Origin of the sequence: Methylogaea oryzae (assembly GCF_019669985.1) — a bacterium.
GTDB lineage: Bacteria > Pseudomonadota > Gammaproteobacteria > Methylococcales > Methylococcaceae > Methylogaea > Methylogaea oryzae.
In genome coordinates, this window is record NZ_AP019782.1 from 2164871 (window position 1) to 2184953 (window position 20083).

The 20083-nt window shown below is 71.6% G+C and carries 1 protein-coding gene; it reads right to left on the minus strand.

Annotated features, from left to right (window positions below; genetic code table 11):
* Positions 1-43: 43 nt before the first annotated feature.
* Positions 44-19987 (minus strand): SDR family NAD(P)-dependent oxidoreductase, encoded by a 19944-nt coding sequence (locus tag K5607_RS09755; protein WP_221046898.1) that lies wholly within the window; start codon positions 19985-19987, stop codon positions 44-46.
* Between the last annotated feature and the right edge of the window lie 96 nt (positions 19988-20083).

The following is a 20083-nucleotide window of genomic DNA, read 5'->3' on the forward strand; positions in this document are numbered from 1 at the left end:
GCTCCGGACGGGCGTACCGACGCCGGCCAACTGGCCGGCATCGTCATCGCGCGGCGCCTTGCGTCAGCACGTCGATCAAGCCGTCGATATCGCTCACACCGACCAGCTCGGTAAGCGGTATCGCCACGTCCAACCGCTCCATCGCCGCGGCGGCCACCTCGGCCCGGTCGACCGAATGGGCCCCCAGTTCCGCCAGGCTGGCTTTGGGGGGCAGGCCGTCGGGGAGATCCATCATCAGCACCCGGCACACTTCCTCCTCGACCACGGCGCGCACCCGTTCCCTCAGGTTGGTTTGCGGCGCGCCGTTTTCCATGGCGAAAAACCCCTGGATCTCGGCCGCGGCCTGATCCAGCCAGGGATCGTCCAGCAAGCTGAAGTGGTCGCAGGCCACGCTGGCCCGGCGCAAAGGCCGGCGCAGCAAGTCTTCCCAGCCCTGCGTGTAGTCCGCCTCGGCCAGAAACACCGGCAAACCGTAAGGATTGTCGGGGCCGCTCATGCCCGCGGTGCAGCGAATCAGCAGCGTGTCGAATTCCGCATCCAGGGGCTTGGCCACATAGCTCTCCAACGCCTTGCCCAAGGCGCGGCCGACCCGATCCATGCCCTGCATATAGGACGCCAGCCGTTCCCGCTCCACTTCCGGACGGGCGTGGGCGAACAAATGATCCAGCGCGGCCTGCAGTTGCGCCGCACGGTCCAATCCGTCCAAGGCCGCCGAGGTCAAAGGCTGTTCCATGCCCCAGCGGCGGCCGAACCAATTGACCGCCAACTGATAGACGAAGCCGTCGCCGTAAACCCCGCCCATGGCGCCCAGGGCCGGATTGCCCGGCGCGTACGCGTCCAACAACACCAGCTTGTCGATGGCCTGCCCCTCGGCGGCCAGCTGCCGCGCCATTTCATAGGCGATCACGCCGCCGCCGGAATAGCCGCCCAAACGATAGGGGCCTTGCGCCTGCACCCGGCGCAAGGCCGCCACGTATTCGCCGGCCATGGCCGCCACGCTGCGGCGCGGCGCATCCCGGCCGCTGACGCCGCGCGCCTCCACGCCGTAGATCGGCGCGCCGGGCCCCAAGGCATCGGCCAGCCGCGTCACCCAGCTCGCATCGCCCGGCGCGCCGTGCAGCCAGAAGGACGGACGTCCGCTGCCGGCCTGGATCGGCACCAGCGGCTCGTAAGCGCGGTCCTCCGCCCGCCGCAGGATGCGGCCTAGGCCGGATTCCGCACCCGGCGTCCCGTCGCAGTGCCCGGCCAAGCGCTGCGACAATGCCGCCAGGGAGCGCGCTTCGTACACCAGGTTGACCGGCGCGGCGATGCCGTAGCGCCGATGGACTTCCCGCATCAAAGCCACGGCGCCGACCGAATTCAGGCCATACTCCTCCAGCGGCCGCCCGGCGGCGATTTCGCCGGGCGCCAAGCCCAGGACCTGCGCGGCGATCGCTTCCAGACCCGCCTGCAAATCCTCCGGCCGCAGCGCCGCGACGGCCTCCCGGCGGGACGGCTCGGCCGAGACCGCCATGCCGCCAGGTTGCAGGACGATCTTGCCGACGTTTTCGCGGCGATCCATGTGGCGGAAGGCTTCCAGCAGGCTATCCATCCCGAAGGTCCGCGAAATCAACGGGCGCACCCGCCCCGCCGCGAGCGCTTCCGCCATCTCGGCGAGCGCGCGGCGCGACGCCTCCGGCTCGGCCAGCAATCGCCCCAGGTTGATGGTGATGAGGCTTTGGTTTTCCGTCAGGCGCGACAAATCGAGCCGCCCGGCGGCGCGCAGGCCGGCCAGGGCGATTTCGCAGTAGCGCCCGCCGGGCGCCAACAGGTCGATGCCTTTTTGGATCGCCTCCCCGTCCAAGGTGTTCAGCACCACGTCCACGCCGCGGCCGCCGGTGATGGCGCGGGCGCGCTCGCTGAAATCCTCCTCGCGGTAGTTGACGGTATGGCGGACGCCCAGCTCCCGCAACGCCGCCAGTTTCGCCGCGCTACCCGCCGTGGCGATGACGATGGCGCCGCGCGCCAGGGCCAGTTGCACGGCGAAAGGACCGGTGCCGCCGGCGGCGGACTGGATCAGGATGGTTTCGCCGGCGCGCAGCTGCGCCTTCTCCAAGGCGTGGGCCATGGTCAGGTATCCCACCGGCGTGGCGGCGGCCAGCACCGGGTCCAGGCCGGCGGGAACAGGCACCACCCAATGCTCCGGCACCACCACATGGCTGGCCAGGCCGCCGCGCCCGCCGGTGAGCGCCATCACCGCCCGCCCCGGCCGCAGGTTGCGCACACCGTCGCCGACCGCCGCCACCACGCCCGCCACCTCGAATCCCGGCGCGTAAGGGTAGCTGCGCAAGTTCGGGTGCAAGCCCCTGGCGCACAACAGATCGGCGAAATTCACGCCGCAGGCGCTCACCTCGATCAACACTTCGCCGGCCGCCGGGCCTTGCAAAGGCTCGGCGCGGATGCGCAAATCCTCCACGTCGCCCGGCCCTTCGATCAGCACTAATTTGCGTTCTTCCGGCACGACGGGCGCCACCAGCAGCGGCTCATCCTCCACCGTCGGCGAAGGCCGCGCCGCTTCCAATAGCGGCGACATGGCGTGGGCAAATGCCGCGTCCGGCACGCTCCAGCAGTGACGCCGCTCGAAGGCGTAACCCGGCAGCGCGACGGGCGCCGGCGGCCGCACGCCGCGCCACAACACGTCCCAATCCACCGCGCGGCCCTCGACCCAATAGGCCGCCAACGCTTGGGGTTCATGGGACGCCGGCCCGGTGCCGTTGCCGCCGGCGGCGCCGCGCTTCTCGCCGGCCAGCCAGTCGCCGGGACGGCCGGCGAGGAAATCGGCCAGCGCCGCGGCCAAACCCGCCGTGTCCTGGGCCAACACCACCAGCCGGTGGTCGAACGCCGCGCGGCCGTTTTGCAGGGTACGGGCGATGGCGGGCAGCGCCGCCCCGGCGCCGCGCCCTTGCAGGTGATCGAGCAGGTTTTGCGCCATGCGGCGCAAGGCCTGCGCCGTCCGCGCCGACAGCGGCACGGCCTGCGGAACGGCGGACGGCGGCGGTAACGAGGGCGCCGGCGGCGCCTCCTCCAGCACCGCGTAGGCGCTGCCGCCGCCGGCGCCGAAAGACTGCACCAGCGCCCGGCGCGGCGCGCCACGGACCGGCCAAGGGCCGGCGGCGCGCACCACCCGGAAACGACCTTGCGCCGCTGCTGCCACGTCGCCGCTCAGTTCGCCGACGCCCGCCGCCGGCAGAAGGCGTCCGCGCTGCAACATGCCCAGCACCTTGGCGATTTGCGCCGACCCGGAAGCCGCCTCCAAATGGCCGATAGCGCCTTCGACGCTGCCGATAGCCAGCGGCTCCGCCGTGGGCGGCAACGCCCGCGCCAATCCCGCCACTTCGATGGCGTCGCCGGTGGGCGAGCCCACCGCCTGGCACTCGACGTAATCCACGCCGGCGATATTGCGCTGCGCCAAGAACCGCCGCAGTCCCTCGGCCTGGCTTTCGGCGCTGGGCGCCATGTAATTGCGGGTGCGGCCGCTGGCGGCCAGGCCGGTGGCGCGCAGCACGCCGAGGATGCGGTCGCCGGCGGCGAGCGCGTCGTCCAGCCGCCGCAACACCAGGCAGCACACGCCCTCGCCGCCCACCAAGCCGTCGGCGTCGCGGGAAAACGGCCGCGCCGCCCCGTTGGCCGACAGCATGCCCAGAGCGCTCAACCCCTCCCGCGAAGCGGGGTGCAAGATCAGGTGCGCGCTGCCGGCCAAGGCCGCGTCGCAATCGCCGTTGCGCAGGCTTTCGCAGGCCAGGTGCAGGGCGGTCAGGGCGCTGGAGCAGGCGGTATCCACCGCCAGGCTGGGGCCGCTGAGATTCAAGGCATGGGACACCCGATTGGCCACCGACCAAGCGGCCGCGTCGCCCTGGCTGCGGGTTTCGGCTCCCAGTCGCAAATAATCCCGCCCCATCACCCCGACGAACACGCCGACCTTGCCGCCCCAGGCGGAAGGCAAACGCCCGGCGTCCTCCAGGCTGCACCAAGCCGTTTCCAGGAACAGCCGCTCCTGCGGATCCATGGCGGCGGCTTCGTTGGGGGAGATGTGGAAAAACAAGGCGTCGAATCCGGCCACGTCTTGCAGATAACCGCCCGGATAAGTGCGCGAGCCGGGCCACAAAGCGCGCCGCGACGCCGGCAGCGGGCCGACGGCGATTTTTCCGCCTTCCAGATTGTCCCAAAACGCTTCGATGCCGTCGGCGCCGGGAAAACGCCCGGCGATGCCGATCACCGCCACCGCGCCGTCGGATTCGACGCGCGGTTCCGAAGCGACGGACGGCAAGGACGGTTGCGGCGCGGCGGGCGGCGTCCGGCTCTCCGGCGGCAGGCCGGACGCCAGCCGTTCGGCCAGCGCCCGCAGCGTCACCGCTTCGAACACCAGGTTGCGGGAGAACGGGCCCAATTCGGCTTCCAGCCGCGCGTGGATGTCGTTGACCACCAGGGAGTCCACCCCGTAGCGCTCCAGCGGCTCGTCCGGGTCCAGATCGTCCGGCGCCATGCGCAACACCTGGCACACCAGGCGGCGGGCGGTATCCAGCAGAGACGCCGATGCACCGGCCGGATCGGCGTCGGCGGAGGGAGGCGGCATTTGCCGCGCAACCGACGCAAACGACGCAACCGCCGTCTCCGCCACCCATCCGTCCGACACCATCAACAACACGCTCTGCGCGTCGCTGCCGGACAACTGCCCCACTCCGGCCAGGTTCAGTCCCCGGCTCGCCATGGCCAAGCGCCACCCGTCCACCGACAACAGCGGGCTATGGGGCAATCGCCGTTCGCCGTCGGCGAACGCCCACCAGCCGTCGGTCAAGCCGAACACGAAGGTGGCGAAGTCGCTGCGCTGGGTGGCTTCCAGCAGCAGCCCGGCGCCGCCCGGCTTGAGCAGCGCCTTGGCGTGACCCAGCACCTCCACCACGTCGGGCAGGGCGTGCAACACATTGGCGGCCACCAAGAGATCGAAAGCGCCGACATCGAAACCCTGTTCGGCGGGATGGCGGCCGATGTCCAAGGTGCGGAATTCGGTGCCGGGACGACCGCCGAAACGGGCCTCGCCCAGAGCGGCGAAATGCGGCGACACGTCGGTATACACATAGGAAGAGCCCGGCGCCTGGCGATCCAGCGCCGCCAAGACCGCGCCGGTGGCGCCGCCGGTGCCGGCGCCGATTTCGATCACCCGCAACGGGCGTCCCCGGCCCAGCGCAGCGACGGCTTCGGAGAGCGCCTGATTGAATACCTCGGCCGCGGCGTCGTCGCGGTAAACCGCTTCCACCAAATCGTTGCGGCCGCCGGGAAACAGAATCTCCGTGGCGGGCCGGCGGCCGGTGAGCACGTCGCGCGTGCCCGACAGGGCGGCGTCCAACAAGCGCGCCGCGCCGCCGGACAACGCCGGGGCGGCGGCCGGGCCGCCAGGGAGCATGCCGGTGGTTTCCACCAGAGCATCCCCCTGGCCGGCTTCGGACAGCCGCACCCAGCCGCAACGGGCGAGGATTTCCAAATGGGCGAGGAACAAGCCGCGCCGCTCGGCGGCAATGCCCAGGGCCGCCGCCACCTCGGCCAGCCTCGCCGGCGTGCAGCGGTTCAGGCCGAGTTCGGCGTAAACACGGAACAAACACTCCCGGCCGTGGCGGATCAGCGCCGCCATGTCGTCGGCCTGGGCTTGCAGCCGCTCCGGCTCGACCCGGGCGAAAGCGCCGTGCAGGGCGTCCCGGCCGCCGGACAGATCCAGCGCGGCGGACGCGCCGCCCCAGCGGGCCGTCTCCACCAAGTCGGCGCAGAACACGGGCAGGGAGTCCGCCGCCACTTTCAACGGAACGGCTTGCTGCAACGGGTACCCCAGCGACCACTCGAATACGTCCAAGGCCTCGGCCGTGGCCAAAGGCTCAACGCCGGCCTGGCGGGCGCGCTGCAAATAGCGCTCCTCGGCGACGATGCCGGTTTCCCCCCAAATCCCCCAGTTCAGCACGCGCACCGGCCAGCCCGCCGCGCCGGCCTGGGACAGCGCCAAAGCGTCGACGAAAGTACAAGCGCCGGCGTAATTCGCCTGGCCCGGATTGACCGTAAAAGCGTTGGCCGACGAACACAGGCACAGCCAGTCCGGCGCGTCGTCCCGCAAAGCGGCGATGAGGTTGAGCAGACCGCGGGATTTGGGCGCCAGGGCGGCGTCCAGATCGTCCGCCCGCAACTCGCGGATACTTTTGTCGCGCAGCACGATGGCGCCGTGCCAAGCCAGATGGATATGGCCCCAGCGCCGGCGCAGCGTCGCCACCGCCTGCTGCACCTGGGCCGCGTCGGCGATGTCGGCTTGCAAATAGACCGCCTCGCCGCCGGCCTGGGCGATTTCCCCCAGCGCCGCGTCGATGGCGGCGTCGGCGGGACGCCGCCCCACCCAGGCGATGCGCGCGCCGTAACGTTCGGCCAAACGCCGGGACGTGGCCCGCCCCAGTCCCCCGGCACCGCCCAGCAACAGGCACACGGCGCCGCGCGGCAACACATCCGGCGGCGGCGCAGAGAAATCCGGCAGCACGCGCGCCATATGCCGACGCCAGCGCTGCCCGGCCCGGTAAGCCGCCACCTCGCCGGCGGTCTCCCGCAACAGCCAGGCGCGCTCCCGCTTGCCGGCGTCAGCCGCCAAGTCCACCCAAACCAGCTGCAGCCCCGGCAGTTCCCGCGCCGCCGCTTGGGCAAACCCCGGCAATGCGGCGAAGGCCGGGTCGATGGCATCGTCCGCCAGCGCCCCTTGCACGCCGCGCGTGGCGAGGATCAGCCGCGCCGCGCCGCCGCGCCGCGCCAACCCTTGCAACAAGCCACGCAATAAATGCACGCCGCGCCGCTCCGCCTCGGCCAGCGCCGCCCCGTCCAAGCCGGGCGCATCCGCCTCCCGCCAAGCGGCGAACAACAACGGACGGCTTTCCGGCAGGCCGGCGGCCAGGTCGGCCAGGGCTTCGGCGGACATGGCGTCGATGCGCAGGCGGTCGCCGCCTTGCTCGGCGGCCAAAAGCGCCGCCCATTCCGCCTCCGGCGCGCCGTGCAGGACCAAGGGGGACGCTGCCGCCGGGCCGGCCGGCGCGGCCGAAGACCGCCACAGGGGGCGCATGGCTAGCAGCACCGCATCGGCTTCGCGGCCGCTCGGCTCGGGCCGCACCGCAGCGACGGCGGGGGGTTCCGGCTCGGCGGCGTCCCGGCGGCCGCCCGGAGGCACAGGCTGGGGCGGCCGCGCTTCGAAGCCGAGCAGCTCCGCCAGCACCTCGCCCCCTTCGTCCAGCAACCGCACATCGGCCACCAGCCGATTGTCGCCGCAAGCATTGCGGTCCAAACAGAGCCAGGCCAGCACCGCTCCGTCCAACGGCGCGTATTGCGCGAAGCGGCGCACGCCCGCCGGCAACAAGGCCGTGCCGGCACCCTCGGCGCCGTCCAGCGCGCCCAGGGCTTGCAGGGCGGAGTCCAGCAAGGCGGGCGGCAAACCGCCGTCGGCGATGGGAGCGGACGCCGCCGGATCGGCCGGGCGCAGCCGCGCCAGCACTTGGCCGGCACCGCTCCACACGCTGTCCAGCAAACGGAATGCCGGGCCGTGTTGCACGCCGCCCGCCTCCAAGCGCCGATAAATGGTTTCCGGCGCCACCGCCGTGCGGCAATCGGCGCGAACCGTGGCCAACTCCACCGGCAGGGGCTGCGGCTTAGCGCCGCGCCGCGCCTGGACGCGGGCGACGACGCGCCCTTCGCCGTCGCGCAGTTGCAGCAGCAGCTCGCCCGCGCCTTCTTCCGCCTCCAGGCGCAACAGGGCGGGCGCTTCGACCGGCAACCGCCAAGCCAGGTTGCTTAACTGCCCCCGGTAACCGCGCCGGCGCGCTTCGGCGTGGAACCAAGCCAAGCCGGCCATGCCGGGCAACAGCGGCCGGCCGAGCACGCGGTGATTGGCCATGACCGGCATCTCGGCGGTCAAACGCAAAACCTCCGCGTCACCGGACAGAACGGACGCGTGCGGAGCCACCGCAGCAGCGGCGATGGCGCGCGGCGCGGGCGCTGCGGCCGGGCCGCCGTCAAGCTCGGGAGCGCGTTGCGCGCCGTCCGGAGCGCTATGGTCCACCCAGCAGCGCATGCCGGCGAACACCGTGCCGGGCAAATCGACGAACGCGCCTCCGCCCAGCAAGGCCTGCCAGGGCAGCTCGCTGCCCTCCGTCCATAACCGGCCGGCTTCCGCCAACGCCTGCGGCCGACTGGCGGCGCTCCGCAGGAGATCCGCATCGACCGGCGTCGGATCGCGGCGGCGCTTGGCCGGGCCAATCAAACGGCCGTCGCCGCGCCCTTCGGCGTAGGCCTGCAGGGCGTCCGCCAAGCCTTGCACATCGTCGGCGCAGACCGCCAAACGCTGTTCCAAATGGCTGCGCCGCAGCGCCAGGGTATGGGCCACATCCTTCGGGTGAAGGGATCGTCCGTCCGCCTGCAGAAACGCCGCCAGGCGGGCGGCCTGCCGCGCCAAGCCGGCGTTGTCGCGCGCCGTCAGGACGAACAGCTCGTGGCCGGCCGGGGGTTCGCCGCCCGCCCTGGGCGGCGACGGCGGCGCGGCCGCCAGCACGACGTGGGCATTGGTGCCGCTGAAGCCGAAAGCGCTCACCGCCGCCAGCCGCTTTTCCCGCCAAGGCAGGGCCTGGGTCGGCACGGTAAACGGCGTTTGCGCGAAATCGATGTGCCGATTCGGCGTCGAAAAGTTCAGCGACGGCGGAATTTCGCGCCGGTGCAGCGCCAGCAAGGTTTTGATCAGGCCGGCCACTCCCGCCGAGGCCAGGGTATGACCGATATTGGTCTTCACCGAGCCGATGGGGCAGTCCTGGCGCCGCTGGGTGTGGGCGGCGAAAGCGCGGCTGAGCGCTTCTATTTCAATGGGATCGCCCAACCGCGTGCCGGTGCCGTGGGCTTCGATGTAGCCGAATCCGGCCGGATCGATGCCGAAGCGCCGCCACACGTCCAGCTCCAGCGTCTCCTGGGAAAGGGAACTGGGCGCGGTGATGCCGCTGGTTTTGCCGTCCTGGTTGGTGCCGGCGGCGCGAATCACGCCGTAAACGCGGTCGCCGCCGGCCAGCGCCTGGTCGAGCCGGCGCAGCACCAACAAACCAACGCCCTCGCCGGGCACGAAACCGGACGCCGCGTCGTCGAACGTGCGGCAGCGGCCATCGGGCGCCAACATGCCGGAAGCGGCGGTCATCACGTGCATCTGCGGCGTGGTCATCAGATTGACGCCGCCCACCAGGGCCAAGTCGCAACTGCCCTCGCGGATGGCGCGGAAGCCCATTTCGGCCGCCACCAGGGACGAAGAACAGGCCGTGTCCAGCGCCACCGCCGGCCCGCGCAGGTCCAACAGATAAGCAATGCGCGACACCAGGATGCTGGCCGTGTTGCCCAGCAGCAACTGGCCCGTCACCTGGGCCGGGTCGTCCATGGGCAGGTGGCGGCTGTAATCGCCCTGCCCCGCGCCGATGAAAACACCGCAACGGGCGCCTTTGAGATGGACATCGGACAGACCGGCATCCTCAAAAGCGTGCCAGGCTTCTTCCAGGAACAGCCGTTGCTGCGGATCCATCAATTCCGCTTCCCGCGGCGACAAATTGAAGAACAGCGGATCGAAGCGGTCCACGCCGTCCACGAAGCCGCCCCATTGCACCGCCTCGCGCTGCTCGGGCCGGGACAGCCCGGCCAGGTGCGCGGCGGGATCCCAGCGCTCCGCCGGCACCCGCGTGATGCCGCTGCGGCCTTCCCGCAACAGCCGCCAGAAAGCGTCCTTGTCCGGCGCGCCCGGATAACGGCAGGCGATGCCGATCACGGCGACCTCCACCGGCTCGGCGCCGCCGGACGCGGCGACCGGCTGGGCGGCATGGGCGGCATGGGCGGCATGGACGGCATGGACGGCATGGACGGCATGGACGGCATGGGCGCTAGCGGCGGCATGGGCGCTAGCGGCGGCCGGCGCGGCCAGCCGCGCCGCCAGGGCATCCAGGCTGGCCGCCGCCAGCAAGGCCCGCGCGTCCGGCGCCTGCGGGCCGAAAACCTTGCGCAAACGCTCGGCCAGTTCCTCGGCGGACACCAAATCCAGCCCCAAATCCGTCAGGGGCAGGCCAGTTTCCACGCTCTCCGCCGGCACCAGCAACAGCGCGGCCAGCTCGGCGCGCAACCGCGCCACGGGCGCACCGTCTTCCGCTGCCGACGCCGCGACCAGTGGCGCCGCGGCGGCCATCGGCACGGCTGCCGCGGCCGGGTTGCCCTTGGCCGACGAGTCGACCGGCGCCGCCGCGCCGCCGCGCCGCAGCAAATCCGCCACCGCCGCCAAGTCGCGGCAAGCGCCGACTTCGGCGCCGTCCAGGCGGCGGCCGAACCGCTGGGCGATAGCGTCCAAGATGCGCGCGGCCTGCTCCGGCCCGATGGCTAGGCGGTCCAAGGGCATGGCCGTATCGACGGCGGCGCTGTCCACGCCCAGGGCTTCCGCCACGCGGGCGCACAGGAATTCCAATACCGCGTCGCATAAAGGCTCGCCGCCGTCCTGGAGCGAACGCGCCTCCGGCGGCCGGCGGCTGGCCAGGTGGGCCGCCAGCGCCCGCACCGTGGGGAAATCGTACAAGCGCGTGGCCTGCAGATCGGTGCCCAGTTCGCTGTTCAATTTGTTCGCCACTTCCACCGCCAGGATGGAATCCAGCCCCAAGTCGGCGAAACCGGCCTGGTCGTCCAAGTCCTCCTGGTCGATATACAGCGCCGCGGCCAGTATGCGGCGGACGGCGGCCTCGATTTGGCCCGACGCCGCCGGCGTCTCGGACGCCACCGCGACGGCGGGCGCCGGCGGTCGAACCGGGGCGGAGACGGCGGCAGCGGCCGGCTGGCCCAGGCTAGCCGCCACGTAAGCGGCCAAATCGGCCACGGAGGGATAATCGTAGAGCCGCGTCGCCTGCATTTGCAGGCCGAAAGCGGCATTGACGGCGCCGGCCACCTCCACCGCCAGGATGGAATCCAGGCCCAGGTCCATGAAACGGGCCTGCTCGTCCAACTCGTCCGGCGATACGTACAAAGCGGCGGCGACGATGGCGCGTATGCGCTCGGCGACCTGAGCGACCTGGGCCGCCGTGGACGCAGGGCCGGCGGCGCGCGCCGTGGCCGCGTCCACGACGATTGGGGCGGCGGGCGCGGCAAAAACGTCTTCCGCGCGGGCGCTCTCCCCCGTCCCGTCCTCCGGGCGGCTTTCTGCCGACGGGAGATAGGACGACGAAGCCGCCTCCGGCCGCGGGCTCCCGGCGGGCGAACCGACGCCCGACTCCACCCAGCAGCGCTGCCGCCGCATCGGCACGCCCGGTAGATGCACGCGGCGCATGCGCTTCCCGGCGGCCAGGCCGGCGGCGATCAGCGGCCAATCGACCTCCACCCCGCTCACCCAGAAGCGCGCCAACCGGCCGATATTGCCGGCGGCCACCAAGCGGGCGAAGAAATCCTGGTCTTCCGCCTCCTCGCCCAGGCTGAACGGCGATTCGCCGTCCCGCACCTCGCCCAGCAGCATGCCGGCGGGCTTGGGCGCGTCCTTTTCGATGTGCTCGGCCAAGGCGTACAGCGCCTGCACGGCGCCGTCCCGGTCCATGGCCGGCAGGGCGGCGCGGGCCGCCAGCGCCGCGCGTCCGCACATCAAGGTGTGGGCCGCCTCCGGCAGCGCCGGCGCATCTTCCTCCGCCAGGCGTTCGGCCAAACGGCGCGCGTAGAGAGCGAGCAAGGCGGTCTCCGGCGCCGACAGCAGCAACAAGGCGGCGCCGTCGCCGTGGCAAGACGCGGGGGCCTCCGGCGCCTCTTCCACGACGGCGTGAGCGTTGGCGCCGCCGAAACCGAAAGCGCTGACGCCGGCGCGGCGCGGCGCGGCGGCGGCCGGCCAAGCGGCGGCCTCGCGCGGCAGGTGGAAAGGCGACCCGGCCAAATCGATGTAGGGATTCACCGTTTGCAAATCGGCCAGGGGCGGCACGACGCGGTGGCGCAGCGCCAGGATGGCCTTGAACAAGCCGGCCATGCCGGAGGCCGGTTCCAAATGGCCGATGTTGGCTTTGACCGCCCCCAGGGCGACGCCGTCGGCCGCCAAGCCGGCGAAAGCGGCCTTGAGCGCCTCGATCTCCACCGGGTCGCCCAGTTCGGTGCCGGTGCCGTGGGCTTCCACATAACCGATGCTGCCGGCGCCGACGCCGGCATCGGCCAGGGCGGCGTGGATCAAGTCCCGCTGCGCCTGGGAGTTGGGCGCGGTGAGGGATTGCGCCCGGCCGCCGTGGTTGACCGCCGTGCCGCGAATGACGGCGTGGATCGGGTCGCCGTCGGCCAGGGCGCGATTGAGGGATTTCAACACCAGCACGCCGGCGCCCTCGCCTTTCACATAGCCGTTGGCGCGGGCGTCGAAGGTATGGCAGCGGCCGTCCGGCGACAACACACCCAGGCTTTGCGTGGACTCCAAGTCCTTCATGTCCAGCAGCAAGCTGGTGGCGCCGGCCAGCGCCAGCTCGCACTCGCCGGAGCGCAGCGCCCGCACCGCGCGGTGCACCGCGACCAGCGCCGAGGAACAGGCGGTATCCACCGACTCGCTGGGGCCGCGCAAATCCAGTTGGTAGGAAATGCGATTGGGCATCAGCGCATTGACGTTGCCCAGGGCCGCCTGGGCCATGGCTTCCGGCGCGGCGTCGCGCAGCAAAGCGGTGTAGCCGCTGACCTGCTGGCCGAAAAATACGCCGACAGGACGGCCAGCCAGGCTCGGCGGCGCGATGCCGGCGTCTTCCAGGGCGCTCCAGGACAAGGCCAAGGCCAAGCGGTGCTGCGGGTCCATGTGCACCGCTTCGCGGCGCGACATGCGGAAAAACGCCGGGTCGAAGTATTCGATGTCGTCGATGAATCCGCCCATGGCGGCGGCGCCGTCCGCCGCCAGGCCCAGCAGGCGGCGCCGGCTGTCCGGCATAGCACCCACGCTGATTCGGCCAGCCTCGATGAGACGCCAGAATGCGTCCACGTCCGGCGCGCCGGGAAAACGCCCGGCCATGCCGATCACCGCCACCGCGCGATCGTCTCCAGCGGTTGGAGCAACAGGCGCGGCGGCGGGCGCCGGCACCGCAGCGGGCGGAACCGCCTCGGCCGGCGTTCGCGCCTCGCCGCGCAAGGCGTCGGGATAGGTGTCGCGCAAGTGGGCGGACAGGGCGTCGATGCTGCCGTGGGCGAAAAACACCGCCGGCGAAAGGGCGATGCCGTAGCGTCGGGACAACAGCCCGGCGAACTCCTTGAGGGCGATGGAGTCGAAGCCGAAATCCCCGAAGCCGGCCGAAGGCGGCAAAGCGGCCGGGTCGAGCTTGAGCAGGCGACCGATCATGCCGGCCAGTTCGGTTCGAAGCGCGTCCATGCCGGGCAGGGCCTGGCTGGCGACGGTCGATATCGCCGAGCCAGGCTTCGCTTCCCACCCGCCGTTCCGGCCGGGAACGGCGGCCGCCGCAGCGGCGGAGCCGCCACCCGGCGACAAGGGCATTGCCGGCGTCATTGCCGCGCCTTCCGAGGCCGTGTCCTTCACTCCAGCCGCCTCCCCCACCGGCGCGCCGACCAAGCGCGCGATTTCATTGTCATTGCCCGTCATCACCAAAATCTCCGCCGGGGCGTCCGCCGCCCTGAGAGCCAAGTCCATTACCGCCAAGCCCGACTCCCGCGCCAGCATACGAATGCCCAGGGCCTTGCCGAACAGTTCGCTGCCTTCGCTGCCCAAGGCGGCGTGGCCGCCTTCCCAGATGGGCCAATCGATAGCCAAGGCTCGGCCGTGGCGACGGCCCGCCGCCGCTTCGCCGTTGCGCCATTCGGCGAAGCGGCCGAGGTAGGCGTTGGCCACCGCATAATCGCACTGGCCGAAGTCGCCCAATTGGGCGGCGAGGGAGGAAAACAGCACGAAAGCCCGCAACGGCCGTTCCGCCAGCACCTGATCCAACACCCGCGCGCCGTCGAGCTTGCCGGAAAAAGTTTTCGCCATATCCTCCCAGCGGCTTTGCGCCAGGGCGCGCTCGCTGGGCGCGCCGGCGGCGTGGATGACGTGGCTGATGGGCCCCAGCACGCCTTCGATTTCGGCGACGGCTCGGCCCAGGCTCTCCGCATCGGCCACATCGGCCTGGGCGTAATGGGCCTGCACGCCGTCGGCGCGCAAGGCGGCCAGTTGCACGGCCTTTTCCCCCTGCAGCGGCGACCGGCCCAGCAAACCGATGCGCGCGCCGCGCACCATGGCCAAGTGGCGCGCCAGCTGCGGTCCCAGTCCGCCGAGTCCGCCGCTGATCAGCCAGACGCCGCCGGACTCCGGCTCCGCCGCGGCGTTCAACGCGATGCGGCTTAAGCGCCGCACCCGGCGCTGGCCGTGGCCGTCGACGGCCGCTTCCCGCTCGGTCGCCGCCAATTCGGCCAACAGGCAACGGGCCATATCCGGCCCGGAAATACCCGCCGGCAACGCCAGGGAGCGCAGCTCCAAACCGTCGGCGGCGAAGCGCAGGGACGGCCCGGCCGCCACCGCCGCCGCCGCCAAGGGCGAGCCGTCGTGGACGTGAACCAGGGGCATGGACCGGCCCGGCCGGGCGAGCATGGCCCGCAGGGCGTCGAACAGCGGCGCCAGCACGGCGGCGGCCGTGCCGGCCGGCGCGGCGAACAGGAACAGCGCGGCGGCGTCGGCCGGCGGCTCGCCGCCCGCGTCGGCCAATACGACCGCCTCCACGCCGAGGGCGCGCAACGCATCGGCGGCAGCGCTAGCCCCGGCCGCATCGCCGGCCAGGCAAACGCGGCCGGGCAGCGGCTGCGGCGGCGCAGCGGCGCAGACTTCCCACACCGGCGCCAGCAGCGTCGGCAAGGCCGAGCGCGGCGCCTGCGGGGACGGCGGCGCCGCAGCCGGCAGCTGTTCCGGCGCGCTCAGCCAATAGGAACGCTCCTCGAAAGGATAAGTCGGCAAAGGAATGCGCCGTCCGCCCCGGTGCAGCGCGGCGAAATCCGGCAGCTCGCCGGCGAGGTATAGCCGTTCCGCTGCCCGCAACTCGACGCCGCGCGCCGGCGGCAAGTCCGCCGCGGGCGTTTCTCGCCCCGCCAAGGCGTCGCGCAGGCCGTCTAAATGGGCGACCGTCGTCGCCCAACGCTGCTCGTGGTGGCTGCGGCCCACGCCCAAAGTGAACGCGATATCCGCCAGCCGCGCCTCGCCGTGGGCGGCCAGCCACTGGGCCAGATCCCGGCGGCGGCGCTCCAGCGCGGCGGGGGAGCGGGCCGATAGCGCGATCAAAGCGCCCGGTTCGGCCGGCGCCGCCGCCGGCGCGGCGTCCGGCGGATCGGCCAGCACGATGTGGCAATTGGTGCCGGAAAACCCGAAGGAGCTCACCCCGGCGATCCGCCGCCCGCCGGCGGGGCGGGGCCAGGCGCGGTATTGGGTGTTGACGGCGAAGGGCGTCCGTTCCAGGCGCAGCACCGGATTGGGCGCACGGAAATGCAGCGACGGGTACAGTTCGCCGTGGCGGAACGACAACAGCACCTTGAGCAGCCCGGCGATGCCCGCCGCATGGGCGGCGTGGCCGACATTGCTCTTCACCGAACCCAACAAGCAAGATCCCGGCGCCGCCGTGCCGTCGGCGAATCCCCGCATCAATCCTTCGATTTCGATGGGATCGCCCAAGCGGGTGCCGGTGCCATGGGTTTCCACATAGCCCACTTGGGCGGGCTGCACCCCGGCCCGTTGCAGCGCCTTGCGGATCAGCGCCGCCTGGGAGGCGGCGTTGGGCGCGGTGATGCCGTTGGTTTTGCCGTCCTGGTTGGTGGCGGAACCGGCGATGACGGCGATGACGCCGTCGCCGTCCGCCAAGGCGCGGGACAGCGGCTTCAGCAGCACCGCGCCGCTGCCCTCGCCCGGCACGAAGCCGTCGGCGTCGGCGTCGAACGCGGCGCAGCGCCCCTGCGGCGACAGCATGCCGGCGCTGGCCGCCGCCGTGTTGAAGCCCACCGTGGTGTTGATGAACACGCCGCCGGCGATGGCCATTTCGCATTCGCCCGCCCTGAGCGCCTGGCACGCCAGGTGCACCGCCACCAGGGACGAGGAACACGCCGTATCCACCGCCAGGGCCGGGCCTTTCAAGTCCAGCAAATACGCGATGCGCGCCGCCAGGATGGAAGCGGCGTTGCCGGTGAAGGCAAAGGCGTCCGGCACCACGCCGGCTTCCGCCATCAGGTGGGTGTAGTCGCCGCCGTGGCAGCCGACGAAAATGCCGCAGTCCGCCCCTTCCATGGCGGCGCCGGCGTATCCGGCATCCTCCAAGGCGCGCCAAACCTCGGTGAGGAATACGCGGTGCTGCGGGTCGGTCAGCTCCGCCTCGCGGCCGGAAATGCGGAAGAACATCGGATCGAACAGGTCGATGTTGCGCAGCAGCCCGCCCCAGCGCAAATACGGCGCCGCCCAGCGCAGGTGCTCCGGCGGATTGTCCGGGTCGATGCCCAGCCGATCGCGCGCGGCGATGATGCCGCTGCGGCCCTCGGCCAACAGGGCGTGAAAAGCTTCCAGGTTGTCGGCGGCGGCGAAGCGTCCGGCCATGCCGATGACGGCGATGGGGTCGTCGGAACTCCCGCCCCCCGGCACCGTCGCGCCGCGTGGGCACGCGGCCTCGACGCGCCCCGCCCCGTCGGCCGGCGTCCGCACCCCGTGTTCCTCTGCCAAATGCCGCGCCAAATCCCGCACCGTCGGCTGTTCGAACACCACGGTCGGGCTCAGGCTCAGGCCGTAGCGGCGGTTCAGGCGATTGATCAAATCCAGGCCGAGGATCGAGTCCACGCCGTAGTCCATGAAGCGGCCCAGCGGGTCGATGGCGGCGGCGGCCATGCCCAGGGTTTGGCCAGCCTCCTCCCGGATCGCCGCTTCGAGGGACGCCGGGGACGACGCCGTGGCGGCGACCGTGCCGGCCGGCGCCGGCAGCGTAACGCGCTGGCCCACGGCAACCGGCTCGGCCGGCCGGCCGTCGCGCCGCGCCAGCAATATGGCCTGGCCGTGCGGTTCCTGTTCGGACAGCCCCAAGGCCAACATTTCCGGGAAGCCGGCCTCGGCCAGCGCCGTCCGCCAGCGGGCCGGATCGGCCAGGGGCGCGCCCGGCAAGCGGCGATTGGCGTCGCGGAACGCCCACCAGCCCTCGGTGAGGCCGAACGTGAGCGTGGCGAAATCCTGCACCGCGGTCACTTCGTTGAGAACCAGCGCGCCGCCCGGCGCCAACAGCCGCCACACGTAGCCGAGGCTCTCGCCCAGGTCCGGCACCGCGTGCAGCACGTTGGAAGCCACCGCGATGTGGAAAGCGCCGCTAGCGAAACCCTGCGGCTCGCCGGGCCGGGTGGCGTCGAACAACGCCGGCTCCACCGCGTCGCCGAAAGCGTCGCGGCCGTGCTTGAGGAAGCCGAGGGAAACATCGCTGTACACGTAGCGGACTTGCCCGCCGAAAGGCCGCAACGCCTGCAAGATGGCGCTGGTGGCGCCGCCGGTGCCGGCGCCGATTTCCAGGATGTGCAGCGGGCCGTTCCCGCTGTCCAGGTGCCGGCGCGCCAGCGCCGCCACGCACGCGGCCATCAACCGATTGAAGTGATCGGCCAGGCGGTTGCCTTTGTAAATGGCGCCCACCAGGTCCAGCCGCCCTTCCGGGAACAGCACCGCGTTGCCGTCGGCGCCGCGCAGCACGGCCGGCAAGGCGGCGGTAGTGCGTTCCAACAAGTCCAGGAAGGCCGCCGTGGCGGGCTGGTTTTGCCGCAGCGCCGCCTGCTCCCGGCGCAACGGCCCGTCGTCCAGGCCGGCGGGCGCGGCGGCCGCCAAGCGCAGCAAATCGCCCTCGATGCGTAGCAAGCCGTAACGCTCCAGTATCGGCAGCACCGCGTCGAACAAACCGCGCCGCTGCGCCGTCACGCCGAAATCGCGCGCCAAGGCGGCACGGGTGACGACCTTGCGGGAGCCTGCCAGGATGCCCGCTTGCAGCAGCGCCGCGCTGGCCGCTTTGCGCGCCCAGTCCTCCACTCGCGCAAACGCCTCGCCGTCGGCCAACAACGCCTCGTCCGGCGCGGCGCGCAACGGTTCGGCCGCCTGGAGAATCGGCGCCTGCCAGGAGGTTTCGACGGCGGACGCCGCCATCGGCGCTGGAGAAAACGCGGCGGAATCCACCACGGGCGCCAAAGGCTCGCAAACCACCGGCTGCAGCGGCAGGTTGGGCAGCGCCACCCGGCGCGGCCAGGGTTCGGCGAACAAGACGCTCAAATCGGGATGGCCTCCCGCCAGCCAGGCTTGCAGCGCTTCCGGCAGGGCTTCCGCCGGCGGGTTCGCGCCGCCGGCGAGCTGGTCCAGCCGCGCCAGGGCCTGCTCCCGGCTTTCCGCGCGGAAAGCGGCCCGGCTGGCTTGCGCGTTCTTGCCCATCGCCAAGGTCCACGCCACGTCGTCCAACCGCAGGTCGGCGCAGCGCCGCCAATGCCGGGCCAAATCGCCGGCCCGCCGCGCCAGGGCGCCGCCGTCGCGCGCCGACAACAGCAGCCAAAAAGCGCCGCGCGGCGCATCCCGTTCCGGCACGCGGGGAGCTTCCGCCACCACGATGTGGGCGTTGGTGCCGGAAAAGCCGAAGGAACTGACCGTCGCCATGCGCCGCCCGCCGGCGGCGGCTTGCCACGGCTCGCCGGACACGGCGATGCGGAACGGCGTGCCTTCCAGGTTCAAGCGCGGGTTGGCATCGCGGAAATCGGCACTGGGCGGAATCCGCCCGTTGCGCAACATCAGCAACACCTTGAGCAGGCCGGCGACGCCCGCCGCCGTGAGGGCATGGCCGATATTGGCCTTGACCGAACCCAGGGGGATTTTCGGCAGGTGCGCCGGCCGGGCGGCAAACGCCCGAGCCAGGGCTTCCACCTCGATGGGATCGCCCAGGGGCGTGCCGGTGCCGTGGGTTTCGATGTAGCCGACGGCGGCGGGATCGATGCCGAAGCGCCGCTGCACGGCGCGTTCCAACGCTTCCTGGGACGGCGCACTGGGCGCGGTGATGCCGTTGGTGCGGCCGTCCTGGTTCATGCCGTCGCCGACGATCACGCCGTGGATCGGATCGCCGTCGGCCAGCGCCCGGTCGAGCCGCTTCAGCACCACTGCGCCGGCGCCTTCGCCGCACACGAAACCGTCGGCGCGGCTGTCGAAAGCGTGGCAGCGGCCGGAGGGGGAAATCATGCCGGCCTGCGACATGGCCGCCACGAAACGCCCGGAATTGATGACGCAAACCCCGCCCGCCACCGCCAGGTCGCATTCGGCCCGGCGCAGGGATTCGCACGCCAGGTGCACCGCCACCAGGGAGGAGGAACACGCCGTATCCACCGCCAGGGCCGGGCCTTTCAAGTCCAGCAAATAAGCGATGCGCGCCGCCAGGATGGACGCCACGTTGCCCATCAGCGCCAACGGCGCGTCGGCCACGCCGGCCGCTTCCAAACGCCGGCCGTAATCCCCGGCGCCGACGCCGACGAAAACGCCGCAAGCGCTGCCGGCCAGGGCGCGATCGCTCAACGCCGCATCCTCCAGGGCAAACCAAGCGGTTTCCAGAAACAGCCGCTGCTGCGGGTCCATCAAGCCGGCTTCGCTGGGGGCGATTTTGAAAAACAAGGGATCAAACAGGCTGGGGTTCTCCAGGAAACCACCCGGCGTGCCCTGGCCGCCGTCGCTCCAGCGCCCTGCCGGGATGGGGCGGATGCAGTGCTCGCCGGCCGCTATCATCCGCCAATAGTCGTCCAGGCAGTCGCCGGCGCCGAAACGGCCGGCCATGCCGATCACCGCGATGGGCTGGACGTCGGCGTCGGCGGCGGGTTCGGCCTTGGCCAGCAAGCGTTTGGCCTCGGCGGCGTTCAAGCGGCCTTCGGCAACCATGCTGAACACCGCGGCGCGGATACGCGCGGCGGTGGATTCCGTTTGAAGATTGATGCCGGCCATATAAGACACCCTGAAATTATTCTTGGTTATTCCGTTTTATCGATCCCGCACAGGCCCGTTCCCCCGCTCCGAGGGAACGCCCCATCCCCCCGCCCG

Excerpts from the sequence above, each read along its gene's own strand:
- K5607_RS09755 (WP_221046898.1), bottom strand. The coding sequence starts at position 19,987 with ATGGCCGGCATCAATCTTCAAACGGAATCCACCGCCGCGCGTATCCGC.